General features: G+C 40.8%; 15 protein-coding genes, 2 tRNA genes and 4 pseudogenes. 14 read left to right on the top strand and 7 right to left on the bottom strand.

Annotated features, from left to right (window positions below):
* The first annotated feature begins 15 nt into the window (after positions 1–15).
* The 5 genes and pseudogenes from lon (at position 16) to S3O_RS0104750 (ending at position 4623) form a co-directional block, all read left to right on the top strand.
* Positions 16–2464: pseudogene (lon, locus tag S3O_RS13855) on the top strand (endopeptidase La).
* 56 nt (positions 2465–2520) lie between these two features.
* Positions 2521–2799, top strand: a complete 279-nt coding sequence (locus S3O_RS0104765; RefSeq protein WP_010597939.1) for an HU family DNA-binding protein — start codon at positions 2521–2523, stop codon at positions 2797–2799.
* A 42-nt stretch (positions 2800–2841) separates the two neighbouring features.
* A tRNA-Val gene (locus tag S3O_RS0104760) sits at positions 2842–2918 on the top strand.
* 13 nt (positions 2919–2931) lie between these two features.
* Positions 2932–3008, top strand: a tRNA-Asp gene (locus S3O_RS0104755).
* Positions 3009–3168: 160 nt separating this feature from the next.
* Positions 3169–4623 (top strand): SurA N-terminal domain-containing protein, encoded by a 1455-nt coding sequence (locus tag S3O_RS0104750; RefSeq protein ID WP_010597938.1) that lies wholly within the window; start codon positions 3169–3171, stop codon positions 4621–4623.
* A 114-nt stretch (positions 4624–4737) separates the two neighbouring features.
* On the opposite strand, the gene ispD is transcribed toward S3O_RS0104750, so the two are convergent.
* A complete protein-coding gene (gene ispD, locus S3O_RS0104745; RefSeq protein WP_010597937.1) occupies positions 4738–5400 on the bottom strand; it encodes a 2-C-methyl-D-erythritol 4-phosphate cytidylyltransferase in 663 nt (220 codons plus the stop codon).
* Positions 5401–5427: 27 nt separating this feature from the next.
* Between ispD and cysQ the strand changes: the two are divergent.
* From cysQ to S3O_RS19580, 4 genes and pseudogenes are all read left to right on the top strand, one after another.
* Positions 5428–6215 (top strand): annotated as a pseudogene (cysQ, locus tag S3O_RS20115) (3'(2'),5'-bisphosphate nucleotidase CysQ).
* Positions 6216–6249: 34 nt separating this feature from the next.
* Positions 6250–7242 carry a malate dehydrogenase gene (locus tag S3O_RS0104735; RefSeq protein WP_010597934.1) on the top strand — a complete coding sequence of 331 codons (993 nt, stop codon included), beginning with the start codon at positions 6250–6252 and terminating at the stop codon, positions 7240–7242.
* 1438 nt (positions 7243–8680) lie between these two features.
* Positions 8681–8866 carry a hypothetical protein gene (locus tag S3O_RS17220; RefSeq protein ID WP_010597933.1) on the top strand — a complete coding sequence of 62 codons (186 nt, stop codon included), beginning with the start codon at positions 8681–8683 and terminating at the stop codon, positions 8864–8866.
* A gap of 368 nt (positions 8867–9234) precedes the next feature.
* Entirely contained in the window at positions 9235–9369 is a 135-nt protein-coding gene (locus S3O_RS19580; RefSeq protein WP_268869416.1) for a hypothetical protein, read from the top strand.
* 858 nt (positions 9370–10227) lie between these two features.
* Here the strand turns inward: S3O_RS19580 and S3O_RS20110 are convergent.
* The 5 genes and pseudogenes from S3O_RS20110 to S3O_RS18765 form a co-directional block, all read right to left on the bottom strand.
* Entirely contained in the window at positions 10228–11058 is an 831-nt protein-coding gene (locus tag S3O_RS20110) for an FtsK/SpoIIIE domain-containing protein (protein ID WP_010597931.1), read from the bottom strand.
* Between the two features lie 95 nt (positions 11059–11153).
* Complete coding sequence (locus S3O_RS20105) at positions 11154–11267, bottom strand: FtsK/SpoIIIE domain-containing protein (RefSeq protein WP_328264260.1); 114 nt, start codon at positions 11265–11267, stop codon at positions 11154–11156.
* A gap of 190 nt (positions 11268–11457) precedes the next feature.
* Positions 11458–11739 (bottom strand): annotated as a pseudogene (locus S3O_RS20100) (DNA translocase FtsK); the annotation flags it as partial.
* Positions 11681–12310 (bottom strand): DNA translocase FtsK 4TM domain-containing protein, encoded by a 630-nt coding sequence (locus tag S3O_RS16395; RefSeq protein WP_328264341.1) that lies wholly within the window; start codon positions 12308–12310, stop codon positions 11681–11683. The pseudogene S3O_RS20100 and the gene S3O_RS16395, both read right to left, overlap by 59 nt.
* Positions 12283–12465 (bottom strand): hypothetical protein, encoded by a 183-nt coding sequence (locus tag S3O_RS18765; protein ID WP_010597928.1) that lies wholly within the window; start codon positions 12463–12465, stop codon positions 12283–12285. Before S3O_RS18765 ends, S3O_RS16395 begins: the two co-directional genes overlap by 28 nt.
* Positions 12466–12743: 278 nt before the next feature.
* Here S3O_RS18765 and trxB point away from each other — a divergent pair.
* The 5 genes and pseudogenes from trxB to S3O_RS0104690 all read left to right on the top strand — a co-directional run bounded on the left by trxB (position 12744) and on the right by S3O_RS0104690 (position 15608).
* Positions 12744–13683 (top strand): annotated as a pseudogene (gene trxB / locus S3O_RS13835) (thioredoxin-disulfide reductase).
* A 30-nt stretch (positions 13684–13713) separates the two neighbouring features.
* Entirely contained in the window at positions 13714–14559 is an 846-nt protein-coding gene (locus S3O_RS11440; protein WP_010597925.1) for an MlaA family lipoprotein, read from the top strand.
* Positions 14560–14575: 16 nt separating this feature from the next.
* Complete coding sequence (locus tag S3O_RS18760; protein ID WP_010597924.1) at positions 14576–14731, top strand: DNA-binding ferritin-like protein; 156 nt, start codon at positions 14576–14578, stop codon at positions 14729–14731.
* Positions 14732–14736: 5 nt separating this feature from the next.
* Positions 14737–14988 carry a Dps family protein gene (locus S3O_RS18755; RefSeq protein WP_010597923.1) on the top strand — a complete coding sequence of 84 codons (252 nt, stop codon included), beginning with the start codon at positions 14737–14739 and terminating at the stop codon, positions 14986–14988.
* A gap of 209 nt (positions 14989–15197) precedes the next feature.
* Entirely contained in the window at positions 15198–15608 is a 411-nt protein-coding gene (locus S3O_RS0104690) for an RNA recognition motif domain-containing protein (protein ID WP_029463658.1), read from the top strand.
* A gap of 21 nt (positions 15609–15629) precedes the next feature.
* On the opposite strand, the gene S3O_RS0104685 is transcribed toward S3O_RS0104690, so the two are convergent.
* On the bottom strand, positions 15630–16388 hold the full coding sequence (locus tag S3O_RS0104685; RefSeq protein ID WP_010597921.1) for a ComF family protein: 759 nt from the start codon (positions 16386–16388) through the stop codon (positions 15630–15632).
* Positions 16389–16438 lie beyond the last annotated feature (50 nt).

Raw genomic sequence — 16438 nt, 5'->3', positions numbered from 1 at the left:
ACAGGAAAAAAGTTTATGGGTAAAACAACTGACGTAGTAGAGCGATTACCATTATTACCACTTAGAGACGTTGTTGTTTATCCCCATATGGTTATTCCCCTTTTTGTCGGGAGAAAGCACTCCATCAAAGCGTTAGAAGCGACGATGACGGCGACCTCTACCGACAAAAAAATTATCTTAATTGCACAAAAAAATCCCGCAGAAGACAATCCCGGCATCGATAGTTTTTATCAAGTTGGAACAGTTGTTAAAACTGCCTGATGGGACCGTGAAAGTGTTAGTGGAAGGTTCGCAGCGTGGTCGTGCTAAAGCCTTTCATGTCGAAGCAGATTACCTCAGTGCAGAGATAGAAGTCGTCGAGATGCCAAAAACTGAGCCCGATCAAGATATCGAAGTCCTTACACGAACCGTTTTAGCGCAATTTGAGCAGTACGTTAAACTCAATAAAAAAATCCCTATGGAGATTCTCAGTACGCTGTCGAGTATTGAAAATCCCGGTCGTTTGGCTGATATGATCGCCGCACATCTCTCTCTCAAGATACAAGATAAACAACAAATCCTCGAAGATTTTCTAGTTAAGGATCGTTTAGAAAAACTACTTGCTTTTATAGAAAGTGAGATTGATTTTTTGCAAATGCAAAAACGAATTCGCAGTCGAGTCAAAAAGCAGATGGAAAAAACGCAACGCGAATACTATTTAAATGAACAAGTCAAAGCGATTCAAAAAGAGTTAGGTGAATCACAAGGTTTGGGCAATGAGCTTGAAGAAATTGCCGATAAAATAGAAAAAGCGAAAATGCCAAAAGAAGCGAAAGAAAAAGCGCTTTCCGAATTAAGTAAACTGAAATCGATGTCACCGATGTCGGCTGAGGCCACTGTGAGTCGTAATTATTTAGACTGGATTTTAGCGGTGCCGTGGAGTAAATCCAGTAAAGTCGTGTTTGATTTAGATTCTGCACAAAAAATTTTGCAAGAAGGACACTACGGCTTAGATAAAGTAAAAGAGCGTGTGATTGAGTTTCTAGCGGTCCATAAACGTGTCAAAAAATTAAAAGGTCCGATTCTTTGTTTAGTCGGTCCACCGGGTGTCGGTAAGACCTCATTAGGCCAGTCGATTGCACGAGCGATAGGCCGAGAGTTTAGTCGAATCTCTTTAGGTGGTGTACGCGATGAGGCTGAAATTCGTGGCCATCGGCGCACTTATATTGGTTCGATGCCGGGCCGGATCATGCAAAAAATGGCTAAAGCGGGGGTCAAAAACCCACTTTTTATGCTAGATGAAATCGACAAAATGGCAATGGATTTTCGAGGCGATCCGGCTTCTGCCTTGCTTGAAGTGTTGGATCCAGAACAAAATGTCGCCTTTGATGACCACTACCTTGAAGTAGGTTACGATCTTTCTGAAGTACTCTTCATTGCGACAGCGAATACCTTAGATATTCCTCCGGCTTTGCTTGATCGGATGGAAGTGATCCGTATCCCTGGTTACACGGAAGATGAAAAAATTAATATTGCTAAACAGCATTTGCTTCCTAAACAAATTAAGCTCAACGGACTTAAAACAACATCGAAAAAGCAAGAGTTAGTGGTAACCGACGACGCTTTGCGTGATATTATTCGTCATTATACGCGTGAAGCAGGTGTACGGAATCTTGAGCGAGAAATTTCTAAGATTTGTCGTAAGGTTGTGACAGAAATTGAGCGCAATGCTAGCCTAAAATCGGTTAAAGTGAGCGCAGCGAATTTAGAAGAATATCTAGGTGTGAGACGTTATCGCTATGGTTTAGTTGAATCACATGATCAAATTGGCCAGGTCAGTGGCTTGGCTTGGACAGAAGTTGGCGGCGAATTGTTGACAATTGAAGCGGCAGTGATTCCGGGGAAAGGTAAAACAAGTTATACCGGTCATCTAGGTGAAGTGATGCAAGAATCGATTCAGGCAGCGTTTACGGTTGTGCGTAGTCGTGCGGTGGTGCTGGGGCTCACTCATAATTTCCATGAAAAAATTGATGTCCATGTGCATGTTCCAGAAGGTGCAACGCCCAAAGATGGTCCAAGTGCGGGTATTGGGATGTGTACAGCGTTGGTTTCGGCCATCACGAAAAATCCGGTTCGTGCGGATGTCGCGATGACAGGAGAAATTACGTTACGTGGCGAAGTTTTGCCGATTGGTGGATTGAAAGAAAAACTATTAGCCGCTCATCGTGGAGGAATCAAAGAAGTCATTATTCCAGAAGAAAACAAACGTGATTTAAAAGAAATTCCTAAAAATATTCAAGAAGGACTGCAAATTTATCCAGTGCGTTGGATCGATCAAGTCCTTGACATTGCTTTGCAAAAAGCCACCAAGCCACTTTCTCGATCGCAATCTAAATTAAAAAAAGGAAAAAAAAACCTTGCCTCGATTAAACTCGTGAGTAAAAAAATACAACAAAAAATTCAGCCTACAACAAATCCACACTAACAATTATAAACCCGCTTGACAGACGAATCTTGCAATACTTACCGATGTGAGGACCTATGAATAAGTCAGAATTAATTGATGTGATCGCTGAAGCCGCCAGTGTTTCCAAAACAGTTGCGGCCAAAACACTCGATTCACTATTAGCCTCTATGACCCGAGCGTTAGCAAAAGGTGAAGATATTACCTTAATTGGCTTTGGTTCATTTACCGTACGTGAACGCAAAGCGCGTGTAGGACGTAATCCGCAGACAGGTGATGTACTACAAATTGCGGCGAGTCGTGTGGTTGGATTCAAAGCCGGAAAAACATTAAAAGATACCATGCAAAAAGGGTAGTAATATTTTTCAATTCAGTTTAGAATACGGACCCTTCCGATAGGGTGCTTAGCTCAGTTGGTTAGAGCATCGCCCTTACAAGGCGAGGGTCGTAGGTTCGAGTCCTACAGCACCCACCATTCAGAAACAGCAGGAGTGGTAGTTCAGTTGGTTAGAATACCGGCCTGTCACGCCGGGGGTCGCGGGTTCGAGTCCCGTCCACTCCGCCAAGTTTTTGCAAATCTGTGAACCTATCTTAATAATTAGAACTTTTTTTTAAGATAGAAACACTCAGCAGTAAGAAGCATAAAAAAGTTTATTTTCTGCCAAACCGTTTCACTTGGAAACGGGTAGTGGCTTTCGAAGATTCCGACATGAGGAGGTTCGTTTATGCTGCAATCGATTCGTGATAAAACACAAGGTTGGTTAACAGGGACGATTATAGGCCTTCTTGTTTTGGTGTTTGTCCTATGGGGAATCCGCGGGTATTTGCAAATACAAGGCCAAGGGAATCAGAAAATTATCGCGCGTAGTGCAGGACAAACTTTATCTCAACAAGAATTTGATGCCGCCTTTAAACAAGTGTATCAGCAAGCACAACAACGCTTAGCCACCTCTGCACCACTGAATTCTGAATTATCAGAATGGCTAAAACAACAACTGATTGCACGTTGGTCTTTGGATCAAATGCTAGTGGCTGCTGCCAACAAACAAAACTATCGTTTAATTGCTGCTAATTTGAATAATGTCCTATTATCCATTCCCGCTTTTCAAGTAAACGGTCATTTTTCGAGTACACAATTCCATACTGTTTTGCGTCATGCGGGTTATAAATCTTTCCTCGATAATTTAAAAAAATCACTCTTAATTGGGCATGTGCAGCAAGGGATGGTGCAGTCTGCTTTTATTTTACCTGAAGAACTGACACAGCTCGTCCGTTGGGAAAATCAAACTCGGCGCTTTGCTTTACTCACGGTTCCACATCGCCTCTTTTTAAAAACTGAACCCGCCATCAGTGAGACGCAAGCAAAAAATTATTATGAGCAACATCAGAATGCATGGAAGGTGCCTGAACAAGTTTCTATTGACTATTTGAAACTCTCTTCTGCTGGAATGAGTGATGAAAAAGCGTTTTTAGATCAACGTGATCAATTGGCTGATTTAAGTTATCGCTATCCAAATTCCTTGGCAAGCGCAGCGAAGCAGTTAAAGTCACCCATTCACTCTAGTTCGTTGTTTAGTCGCCAGGGAGGCAAGGATGCGCTGACGCAAAATCCTAATGTGTTGGCGATGGCGTTTAGTCCAGACGTTTTGCAAGGAAATAATAGTACTTTGCTTGATTTAGATGATAAGACAACGTTAGTGTTACGTATTAAAGAACATAAAGCGGCAGCCGTGGCGCCTTTTTCTGAAGTTAAAAAAGAAATTATTACAAAATTAACTCAACAAGCCGCTATCGATAAGGCACAAGAGACGGGCGAGCGTTTACTGGAACGTTTCCAGCAGAAAAAAACAGCGAAGACTTCTGAAATAAATAAATTAAAGTTAACTTGGCGTGAATTTAAACCGATTAAACGCGACGCACCGCAGCTTTCTGAAAGATTACGCCAAACACTTTTTGCAATGATCTATCCTAAACAAAGTAGTCTATTCCCTGTGTTTACTGGGCAACTGCTTGCCAATGGAGATTATGTCATCATTAAGCTCCTAGCGGTTGAGCCAGGCCATTCGCAGTCACAAACCGCTGAACAACAAAAACAATTGCGTAGTCGCTTAGCCGAACAGGTTGGGCAATTAGATTATCGCCTGTATATTCAGAGTCTTTTACCGCAATCTAAAAACTAATATGGATAGGTTGCGACTAAAGTTACCATTTCCTCTGCCTTAAAAATGAGTTGTATCAAGACCGAATCAATCGTTTAGGTGGGTTGATGTGGGACAACGCTTAAAATTAAAGTGTTATTTTTTAGGGATGTGTGTTAAAGCACCTAAAACCCAGCGTTTAAACAACTCAAAATCAGCTGGATAGGTTATTTTGAGATTATCGGAGCGACCTTCTACCATTTTGGGAGAATGGCCTAACCGCTCAATTGCACTGGCTTCGTCCGTAATCGTGTTATGTTGGATGATCGCTTGTTTTAATGCTTGATCGAGCCAATGGTAGCGAAAAAGTTGTGGAGTGAATGCTTGCCAGTAGGCCGTGCGATCCAGCGTTGTAATCACTTGTGATTCATGACCTACCTGTTTTAATGTCGCGCTTAGTGGATGACCAAGGAGGCCGCCTACTGGGTCGTCGCCGACTTCTTTAATTAATTTATCCAGGTCACTGTGTTGCAACATCGGGCGAACCCCATCATGAACGACGACCCAATCGCTCGCGCACGCCCAGGTTTGCAAGGCTAATAAACCATTTAACACCGAGTGATGGCGCTCAGTACCTCCCTGGACGACCACTAACTTTGGGTGCGTCATCGCAAAGGTTTTCCAATATTGATCCTGTTCATGCAAAACTAAAATACATTTTTTAAATACAGGATAGCTGAGTATACAGTCTAGGGTATACGCTAAAATTGGTTTCCCTTGTACTAAACCATATTGTTTATGGGGGGAGGATTGTTTCATAGGAATAGATAACGCTATACTCTGGCCATGAGTGATTTACTTTCAGAGATCGTCTCTTTGGCGAACCGAGCTGGGGATTGTATTCTCAAAGACTATCATAGCGAGATTATCATTGAATATAAAGCAAACGATTCCCCTGTGACCGCTGCGGATTTAGCCGCTCACCATTGTATCTTACAAGGCTTACAGCAACTGACCCCCGATATCCCGATTATCTCGGAAGAATCTTTTGTCCCACCAATAGAACCGTTATCTACCTCGCGTTATTGGTTAGTGGATCCGCTTGATGGAACAAAAGAATACATGGAAAAAACGGTGAATTTACCGTCAATATAGCGCTGATTGAAAACCATCAGTCTGTATTAGGCGTGGTTGTTGTTCCCGCTTGGAGAACAGTATACTTTGCTAAGCGTGATCAAGGTGCTTTCAAACAAATACAGAATCAATCGCCGCAACCTCTGCAAACGCGGCCGTGGTCAGAAGAAACGGCACTGACTATTTTAAGAAGTCGCCATCATGATCATTCTGAGCTGATGGTTTTTTGTCATCAATTTCCAGCATTCAATTTGATTCGTTGTGGGAGTTCTCTGAAATTTTGTTGGTTAGCTGAAGGGTTGGGCGATATTTATCCACGATTGAGCCCGACCTGTGAATGGGATACGGCAGCCGGCCAATGTATCCTGGAGGTGGCCGGGGGGGCTGTTTTGGATCAGCAAGGTCAACCCTTGCGTTATAATAAATCGCATTCTATCAAACAGCCGGCTTTTTTAGCGGTCGCCGATAGGAATCATGCTTGGAATCATCTATTTCGTTAAAAACAATTATGCTTAGCATTTAAGGAATTCAACTATGTTAAAAAAAACGATTAAAGTGGCGGTCACCGGTGCAGCGGGCCAGATTGGTTACGCACTATTATTTCGCATTGCTTCTGGACAAATGTTTGGATTGGACCAACCCATAGAATTACAATTATTAGAATTGGAAGCCAGTTTGCCGATGTTGCATGGGGTTGCTATGGAGTTAGAGGATTGTGCGTTCCCACTTTTAGAAAAAATTACTTGTACGAGCCAGTTAAACGAAGCGATGCAAGGTGCGCAGTGGGTTATTTTGGTGGGATCGATGCCTCGTAAAGCGGGTATGGAGCGCGCAGACTTGTTAAAAATCAATGGGCGCATTTTTTCCGAACAAGGTAAAGCAATCAATGATCACGCAGCCAATGATGTACGTGTCTTTGTTGTGGGCAATCCTTGCAATAGTAATTGCTTAATTGCGATGCACCACGCGCACGATGTACCAAAAGATCGATTTTTTGCAATGACGCTATTAGACGAAAATCGAGCACGTGCCCAGCTTGCTCAAAAAGCGGGTGTATCGGTTCGTGAAATCAGTCAAATGATTATATGGGGGAACCACTCGAGTACGCAATACCCAGATTTTTATCATGCTCAGATCAGTGGTCAACCCGCAACGGAAGTGATTACGGATCACAATTGGTTAAAAAATGATTTTATTACGACGGTTCAAAAGCGAGGCGCGGCGGTTATTCAAGCGCGGGGGGCTTCTTCTGCAGCTTCTGCTGCGAATGCGGTAGTGGGTAGTGTTTATCACTTGACACATGAAACCCCCTTAGGCGCTTGTTTTTCTGTCGCAGGTTGTGCTTCAGGAGAATATGCCGTTGATTCTGGATTGATTTTTTCTTTTCCTTCTCGTGTCGAGCAGGGTCAGCTTAAAATCATTACAAATATTGAACATAATGCCTTTGCACAAGAAAAAATAGCGGCGACGCTTCAGGAGTTACGTGATGAGCGTGATGAAATAAAACAAATGGGATTAATCGACTAAAACTGATGAGCAATGTCTCGAAAGAACGATTTCGTAAAGACGAGCGTTCTTTAAAAAAGAAACGTTGTGCCGACAGCTAGGAGAGCGTTAGTGGTCGGCACAACGCGTCGAGGCATTTATTTTTGTTCTTTGTGTATTCATTTTCTTATTACTGTTATTTTTTCTTCTAAGCTTTCATAGTGTAATAATTTTTAATTTATTTTTAAATAGTAATCTACATAATGAGTGATTTTTATTTTTTTATACTCTATTTAGAGGTACTTTTAGTTTGCTAACATCTAAAAATGTTGAACTATTTATTGAAAATAGCTATTAATAAAAAATAAATATTAATTTTTTTCTCTCCTCGCTCACTTAAAAAAATTAATTGCGTACTTTATAAACATTGTTTTTTAACAGATTAAAAAAATAGTACTCATCTTAGCGATAGTTTTTTATGATTTAATAGACTTTAGTCTTTTTTATATTTTTTATTTTCTCTGAGGGGAAGTGCTAAAGTGTATCTAAGAATTTTTTTAATGAATTAAACAATGATAAGAGTCAATGGCTTAGGAACGAAACATAATTGCGATTTCATCTTCCTCTTATTAAGGCCTCTGTTAATTGAATGAGTTTGCTATTTCATTTTGTGCTGAGTTCAGGCAAGCTGCGCGATAAAAAACTCTCTTTATCAGTCTCTCTTTTTTAATCAAAGTCACCTTATACAAAGGTACAGCTACTCTGTAGTGATTAAAAAATAATAACCATTATATTTAAATTAACTTTAAGTAAAATAAAGCAGCATTTTAATTTTAGATGTAAAACATTTAAAGTTATAACAAACAAAAGAAATAGGATTTTGATTAGATAGTCCACAATTTGTACTTTAATGTTTCATTATTATTTTATTAAACGATCCAGTCTTGACGAATAAACTCTTTTAAAATCGGTACTATGTTAGCTGTGTGGTTGAGAAATACCACTTTATTTAACACCTTCTAATTTACGACCCAATATATAAGGGTCGATAGTGTGTGTAGATGGCTAACTACCGTCCAGTCCATTAACAGTATTTTTTATATGCCCACGTAAAATACAAATCATTAATAGATATTTTTTCTTTTTAAAATATATTAGAAGGGAGCCTATTTAATTTAAAGAGACAAAGAGTCATTTTGTTATAAAAATTATTAAAGGGACAGTTTGCATATTAGCCACCTATTTTTTGACAAATACTGTTCTGGCCGACGATTTAATGTGTTGTCGAAAAGTCAGTGTTCAAGAGATATAAGGTTTATTTAATCGCTGGGCAAAGGCTTTACAAACAAATAGCCCAGAAAAGGTAGATGAAAATTATATAAGTACCGCGGTCCTCTTACCAACCGCATCTCGGCCACGTTCCACAAGTGTACAGCGGATAAACTATTTTGTTCATTTTTCAGCTGAGTATCCTCGAGTATTGGCTAAAATTGATTCGAGTACCGTGATTTTAGGTTGTAATTCTGCTGTAGATACAGGGCTGTATTCCTTTTTTAGCAAAGATGGTGAAGTGATCCATGCGCGTTATACGTTTACGTATAAGTGGGATGGCTCTCGATGGTTAATTTCAGCGCATCCTTCTCCAAAGGTTCCTGACCAAGATTAATTTCTGCACGCATTCTATTTTGAATGGCTCTTTTTTATGCGCAAGATCTATGGTGATTTTATAATTCGGTATAAGAATAGAACACTAAAAAACAAGCTAAATTGTTTTCTAGGGTATCTATAGCGATGATTTTTGCAAGGAGCTAGATAAATATATGAAACATCAACGATTATGAGAGACTTCATATCGGTAGCGTGGTCCAGACTGTTCTTTATCTCTGGGCGAAATAATAACAATTTTAGTGATGTTTCAACGGGTTCAGTTTGAAAATTTTAAAAGCGTTTACTGTGGCGATGGTTGAATACTGGCGTCACTATTTTCTCAAATGCCTAGTTATGTGCGTTTTTTAGTGCTCATGTGAAAAACAATTGCTTCCCCAACGTAATCTTATTGAAACAGTGATTGACCATTTGAATGCATCGCTATCAAGTTTGACGCAGAGCCATCGTTCTATTATGAATGCAATTGCTCATCTCGTTGCCACCTTTCGTGAACACTCATAACAGAGGTTGCCTATGCTAATTTATCGGACCATTAGATTTGACAGACGCCTATTTTTCAATGAATGATTTTTATCAGCCTTATAAAAAATCAAAAGAAAGCCAAGTAAATAATGTAGCGATCTTTTTTAGAGGGGATATTCTAAGAGAAGTTAATTTCTCGATAGGATATAAGAAATTTTATTCAAATTTAAATCATTCTTATTTTCCAAATTGTGATTTACAAGTAACTAACTTTAGTAATATGGGCTGAACAAAAATTAGTTTTGATCGTATCAAATTGAAGTTTATTCAGCTTACTGAAACGATATGAATACCAGGGCCATTCGTTGAAGTTTATAAAGGTGACACAATAGCAGATATCCCAAATGAAGTTAGAAAACTTTCTTTTTTTGCAGAACAATTACCGACACAAGCAATCACTTATCTTTCTGAGCAAGGTTGGCAAGCTTTTTTCTCAACGAGAATAACTACTTATTATGCTAGCGATCGAGTCATTGGCAATCCAGAAATAAAATCAGTTGAAAAGCTGATCCAATCCAAGTACCAAAGCATCATGTTAATTAAAAAAAACAATCAAGATGAAATAACTTTTAGCGTGGCAGATAATGGGACAATGTCATTCTCAAAATAAATTTTGTTATGTTTTTAAAAGGTGATTAGATTAAAAATAAGGAACAAGGCCAATCAATTTTTATTTTTTTAACAACGCTTTGTGCGGCTAGCTTGTTTAGAACCGTGACGAGAATCAAATATAACTTCCCTGTTTCTTTTATATAAAAAAGAACATGCTTAAAGCTAAATAATTCACTCGCTATGGTGTCAGAAAATAAAGCTTTTTCCTCGAAGAAAAAGTGATTTTTATTCATTGATTCTATCCGGCACAAGCACTTCACGGTTACCATTGCTTTCCATTGCGCTGACTAAACCCGCTTTTTCCATATCTTCCATTAAGCGGGCGGCACGGTTATAACCGATTTTGAGTCGTCTTTGGACGTTTGAAATCGAAGCACGGCGCGTTTCTAGGACAATTTGTACGGCTTGATCATAAAGCACATCTTTTTCGCCGCCTTCCCCTTCCATTAATTCGCTGCCTAATTCTGAACTTTCTAAACTTGCTTGACTGAGATCTAATTTATAATCGGGAGCCCCTAATTTTTTCAACGCACTGACCACATCGTGAACTTCCTGATCGGCAACAAATGCGCCATGTACACGAATCGGCACCCCGGTTCCCGGCGCTAAATACAGCATATCCCCATGCCCTAATAATTGATCCGCTCCTTGTTGATCAAGAATGGTGCGCGAATCAATTTTCGAAGAAACTTGGAAAGCAATCCGAGTGGGAATATTCGCTTTAATTAAGCCTGTAATGACATCGACAGACGGTCGCTGAGTCGCTAAAATTAAATGAATACCGGCTGCCCGTGCTTTTTGCGCAATCCGTGCAATTAACTCTTCTACTTTTTTACCGACGACCATCATCATATCGGCAAACTCATCAATTAAGACAATAATATAAGGAAGTTTAGCTAAGTTCTCGGGTGCACCACCTTGTTCTGGATTCCAAAAAGGATCACAGATCGGTGAATTTTGATCAAGCGCTTCCTGGATTTTTTGATTATAACCACCTAAGTTACGTACACCTAAATGAGCCATTAACTTATAACGACGTTCCATTTCCGCACACACCAACGTAAAGCGTTGCCGCTTCTTTCATATCGTGACCACTGGGGCAAGAAGATTGGAATTCCTCATAAATAGCCAGTTCAACATTTTTGGATCAATCATGATAAGCGAACTTCCTGCGGTAAGGCTTTATAAAGAATACTCAAAAGCATGGCATTTAAGCCCACGGATTTCCCTGAACCAGTGGTTCCGGCAACCAGTAAGTGGGGCATTTTTTCCAAGATCAACGACTACGGGATGTCCTGCGATATCTTTCCCCAGACCTAACGAAAGCGGAGAACGAGCTTGTTGATAGACAGAAGAAGATAAAATTTCACTTAAACGAACGATTTCACGATGTTTATTGGGGACTTCTAATCCTACGACTGATTTTCCAGGGATCACTTCGACAATTCGTACACTGATTACGGATAAAGAACGTGCTAAATCTTTTGCTAATCCAGTAATACGACTGACTTTAATTCCTGCAGCCGGTTGCATTTCAAAACGAGTCACCACCGGGCCGGGATGAACGGCCACGACTTCAACTTGAATACCAAAATCTTTTAGACGTAGTTCGACTTCGCGTGATAATTGCTCGAGCTCTTCACGAGAATAACCTTCTTTGCCAGAGGCTTCTGGTCTTTCAAGTAAATTCAGTTCGGGTAACTCGGCACGCGATACTTTTTTCGGGATAGGCGCCATCGGGGGAGGGGCAAAAAGTCGGTGTTGTTTTGCGCACCACTTCAGAGGTGGCCCGATTTGTTTTATTGGCCATAATAATCGGCGCTATTTTTTGTTTTTGTTCCGCTCTTTTTTTCTTAAGTTGCTCTAGAAATGAATGGATATGCGCTTTGGTTCTGCTAATAACTGACCGCAAATACTGACCAATACGATTTAAGCTATTCACCCAGGAAAACCCAGTAGCCAGAGTAATGCTAGCTAATAACAGCGCACATAAAAAGAGTGTACTGCCAATACGATTGAATTGTGTAACAAAATTATTAGTTACTAGACTGCCTAATTGCCCACCCGGTGTATAACCATGAATGACCTGTGTACTGTATAAATTCGCTAAACCACAGGCGGCGACAAAGACGATCAAAAAGGCAAATAAGCGCAGTAAAATAAACGTATAGCTTCCTTGTGGTTGCAAGGGACGACCTTTAAATCCTTGCCAGCCACCGTAAAATAACAGCACAGGAAATAAATACGCTAAAGAACCGATCGCGGTGAAAAAACGATGCGCTAAGGTATCCCCAAAATGACCCGCGATATTAGCTGAATGAGTGACGGTGTCATGGGGATCGTATGTCCAGAACGCGAGCAGTAAAAAAGGGCAAATGCCGAACTGGTGATCAGTAACCCTTCTCGTAATCGTTGTTTTAGGGTTAAGGAGGCGGTTTCGTCAAGTTTAGTCTGTCGTTTCATTCAGGTGTCTCTCTCAGATTGAGTCATCATTTTATGTTTTAACGTGCCATGTTCAGTATTCTATTGTTATACTAGAGTCCATCCAACGGACAATTCTGTTTTTATATAAACGAGTGGAAGTGACAAAAAAACAGTTAAGCATGCGTTGCATATAATGTATGTTACGTATCAGCCGTTAAGGTGTGTTTTCTTGTTTAAAAATAGCAAACCCATATTTGCTCTCTTTTTATTATAATAACATTTTTATTATCCAGGTTTTTACTCTAAAGTGAATCAGTATGAATAAAACGCAAATACATCGTGTAATGATTTTAGGTTCAGGTCCCGCCGGATACTCCGCGGCTATTTATGCTGCGCGCGCGAATCTTAAACCGGTATTGATTACCGGGATGCAACAAGGCGGCCAATTAATAACCACAACCGAAGTTGATAACTGGCCAGGTGATGTGGAGGGTTTACAAGGGCCGATATTAATGGAACGTATGCTTAATCATGCCGCGCGTTTTCAAACGAATGTTATTTTGGATCATATTCATCAGGTTGATTTATCGCACAGGCCCTTTCTTTTAAAAGGGGATCAAGGAACGTATCATAGTCAGGCTTTGATTATTGCGACGGGGGCCTCTGCTAAATACTTGGGCTTAGAATCCGAAAAGGCTTTTATGGGCAGAGGGGTTTCTGCGTGCGCGACGTGCGATGGTTTTTTTTATCGTGGGCAACGCGTTGCTGTGGTCGGTGGTGGAAATACCGCTGTCGAAGAAGCGCTTTATTTGGCAAATATTGCTGAACATGTTACGTTGATTCATCGCCGTGATTCTTTTCGTGCTGAAAAAATACAAATTGATAAGCTTAAAGCACGGCAAGCGACAGGAAAAATTTCGTTGATCCTCGACAGTGTGGTGGAAACGATTTTAGGGGATGATCAAGGTGTTAACGGTTTAGCGGATTGAAAACGGGGCAAAGTCATAAGTTCATGGCGTGTTTATTGCTATTGGGCATACCCCCAATACACAGCTTTTTGAAGGACAATTGGCGATGGAAAAAGGCTACATTCGTGTCAAAGGAGGACATTGCGGTAATGCGACGGCGACCAGCGTTGCTGGGGTTTTTGCAGCGGGAGATGTCGCCGATTCAGTGTATCGCCAAGCCATTACTTCTGCGGGAACGGGTTGTATGGCGGCGTTGGATGCTGAAAAATATTTGGAAGCGATAAGCTAAAACATTAATATTAACGCCATAGGGGATTTTATGTTGGGTCGGGTCGCTGGTTTATTGTTTCTATTAACAGGGATGAGTCCAGGTTTTGCACAGTCAATTCAAGAGGACCCTTATGAATCCTATAACCGGCATATGTTTCGTTTTAACCAAACGTTGGATAAAATTTTCTTTAAGCCGGTGGCAAAAATTTATAAAACCTTAGTTCCTTGGCCGATTACGCATGGTATTAATAATTTTTTTATGAATTTAGAGCAAATTCCCACGGTGCTCAATGATTTATTACAAGGCGATTTGCATCATGCGGTAACCGATACCTGTCGCTTTGTGATCAATACCACGTTGGGGATAGGTGGTTTCATTGATGTGGCGAGTAAAGCGAATTTACCCATGCGTTCACAAGACTTTGGTTTAACTCTGGCAAAGTGGGGTTATAAGTCTTCTTCTTATTTGGTTCTCCCAATTCTTGGGCCACGTACAGTAAGAGATGCCGTCTCTTGGCCGATTAACTACGGTATTCTTTCGGTCTACCCTTATGTGCATGATTTGGGTTGGCGCAACGGGTTACACGCGTCCAATTATTGGATTTTGAGCAAACCCTTGAAACAGGTTTCTTTTGATGATTATACGTTTCAACGTAATGCGTATTTGCAGCGACGAAACTATTTGATTGTGCAGAATGAGAAGAAGAACCAATTAAATGCTCAGGATGTATTGGATGACGATCTAGACGGAGATGTGGACGAAGACTTAGATGAAGATTTAGAGAAGGATCTGGATAAAAATCTAGATATAGATGCAAAAAATAGCTTAGCGGATAAACCGAATCCGGATCTGAATAAAAAGAAGATAGCGAATCAAGCAAAGCATGTCTCATAAAAAGAGGAGTAACCCAATGAAAGAAATACTTGATACTGGATTAACTGAAGCAAAAAGAAAAATGGCCGCAGAGGGGTTGATTACTTTGCTTGCCAATAACTATGTTCTTTATTTAAAAACACATAATTTTCACTGGAATGTCGTCGGTGCTATGTTTCAGCCATTACATTAGTTTATTTGAAACACCAGCAAGATTTTAGTACACGCAGCCAGATCCAAGAGGCGGTCGGTGTTGAGCCGCCAAAAGCAAAAGAAATGATCAGTCAGTTATTCAGTGATCATGAGGTGATTATCCGTTTGGCGCGTAAGCTTTTGCCGAAAATTGAGGAAACAGAAGACCAAGTGACGGTCGATTTGCTTTCTGAAAGGATGGAAGTGCATGAGAAAAATGCTTGGATGCTACGTAGTTTTTTAGAAAATTCGGGTTAGGCCTTAATTTTCTGAGTAGTTTTAAACGGCTTCTTAGGGCTTGCCAACCTAGGCTTGGCAAGTCCCCTCCCACTTTATATTCCATATATCCTCATGGCAGCTCCTGTGTTACTATGGGGGCGTTCAGTTTATCTTTGCCACAGTTCAGTGAGATGTGCGTGTAATGTACACTTAGAAGGTGGCCTTTTTTAGCCTTTTGGAGGTTTTGCGTGAATAAAAGATTGTATGTAGGTGGCTTAAGCTATAGCGTCGATGATGACGGCTTAAGAGAACTTTTTACACCCTACGGTGAAGTGAAATTTGTTAAAGTCATTCGAGACTTCCATAGTGGCCGTAGCAAAGGTTTTGGTTTTGTTGAGATGGAAACTCCTGAAGAGGCAAAAGAAGCGATTGAGCGTTTGCATGGTAGTATCCATGAAAGAAGAACAATCACCGTTTCTGAAGCAAACCCACCTGATTCAAATGGTGGCGGCAGCCGGGGCGGTAGCCGAGGTGGTTCTGGCGGTGGAATGGGCGGTGGAATGGGCGGTGGCGGACATCGTCGACGTTCTGGCGGTGGAATGGGCGGCGGTTCAAATGGCGGTGGACATCGTCATCGTGAACGCGAAGAGCAATATTAAACAGCTCCCGTTCAAAAAAATCTAGATTTGGGTAAGAGAGCCTAAATGAGTGCGTGCACAACACCATACATCAACTCTTTTAACCCCAAGCTGATAAAGTAAGCGACCAAGCTCGATGACGGTTTGACCCGTTGTCATGACGTCATCGAGTAACGCGACATGTTCATATTTCCTAGCTAATTTTACTTGAAAAGCATTCTTTAGATTCGCAATGCGTTGCGGCGCGGACAATGTGCTTTGCGCTAAAGTAGATCGAATGCGGGTACAGCTTTTATAATCTATTTTTATATTTAAAATTCTCTGTAGCGGTCTTGCCAATTCCATCGCTTGATTAAAGCCGCGTTCACGAAGACGCTGCGTGTGTAGTGGTACGGGAATGAGGATTTGTGGCCAGTCTTGCCCTTGATAATCCATTTTTATACTTTCTGCGAGTAATTGACCTAAAATTTCGGCATACAACAAGTGACCATGAAATTTTAATCCGACAATTAAGCGTTGTATTACCGTCGTATACGAAAAAAGGACACAAACCTTATAAAAAGGAAAAGGCTGTTTTAAGCAGCGGCCGCAAACCGTAGCGGTTGAATTGAGTAGAGGTATGGCACAAGAGCGGCATCCATGCTTGAGCCAAGGGAGATATTGTGCGCAGTCTTGACATAAATCCAAAGCACGATCGGTACAAATAAAAGGCAAGCCAATACACTGTATGGTTTGTTTAATGGATTGTAAAACTGAGTGAATTCCTTTTTTTATGCTGTCCTTTTTTAGATTTATCGACATGTCATCGCATCCATTTGAGTTTGATTGACCCGCTCTCTAAGCGCGTAGAA

The sequence above is a fragment of the Rickettsiella massiliensis 20B genome (assembly GCF_000257395.1).
In the GTDB taxonomy this organism is placed as follows: Bacteria; Pseudomonadota; Gammaproteobacteria; order Diplorickettsiales; family Diplorickettsiaceae; genus Diplorickettsia; species Diplorickettsia massiliensis.
The sequence above is the reverse complement of the archived record's forward strand: the minus strand, read 5'-3'. Positions and strand labels throughout refer to the sequence as shown.

What these genes read in the sequence shown, in the direction of transcription:
- S3O_RS0104765 (WP_010597939.1), top strand. Translation starts at nt 2,521, where the DNA reads ATGAATAAGTCAGAATTAATTGATGTGATCGCTGAAGCCGCCAGTGTT.
- S3O_RS0104750 (WP_010597938.1), top strand. Translation starts at nt 3,169, where the DNA reads ATGCTGCAATCGATTCGTGATAAAACACAAGGTTGGTTAACAGGGACG.
- ispD (WP_010597937.1), bottom strand. Translation starts at nt 5,400, where the DNA reads ATGAAACAATCCTCCCCCCATAAACAATATGGTTTAGTACAAGGGAAA.
- S3O_RS0104735 (WP_010597934.1), top strand. Translation starts at nt 6,250, where the DNA reads ATGTTAAAAAAAACGATTAAAGTGGCGGTCACCGGTGCAGCGGGCCAG.
- S3O_RS20105 (WP_328264260.1), bottom strand. Translation starts at nt 11,267, where the DNA reads ATGCCCCACTTACTGGTTGCCGGAACCACTGGTTCAGGGAAATCCGTG.
- S3O_RS18765 (WP_010597928.1), bottom strand. Translation starts at nt 12,465, where the DNA reads ATGAAACGACAGACTAAACTTGACGAAACCGCCTCCTTAACCCTAAAA.
- S3O_RS11440 (WP_010597925.1), top strand. Translation starts at nt 13,714, where the DNA reads ATGTTGGGTCGGGTCGCTGGTTTATTGTTTCTATTAACAGGGATGAGT.
- S3O_RS18760 (WP_010597924.1), top strand. Translation starts at nt 14,576, where the DNA reads ATGAAAGAAATACTTGATACTGGATTAACTGAAGCAAAAAGAAAAATG.
- S3O_RS0104685 (WP_010597921.1), bottom strand. Translation starts at nt 16,388, where the DNA reads ATGTCGATAAATCTAAAAAAGGACAGCATAAAAAAAGGAATTCACTCA.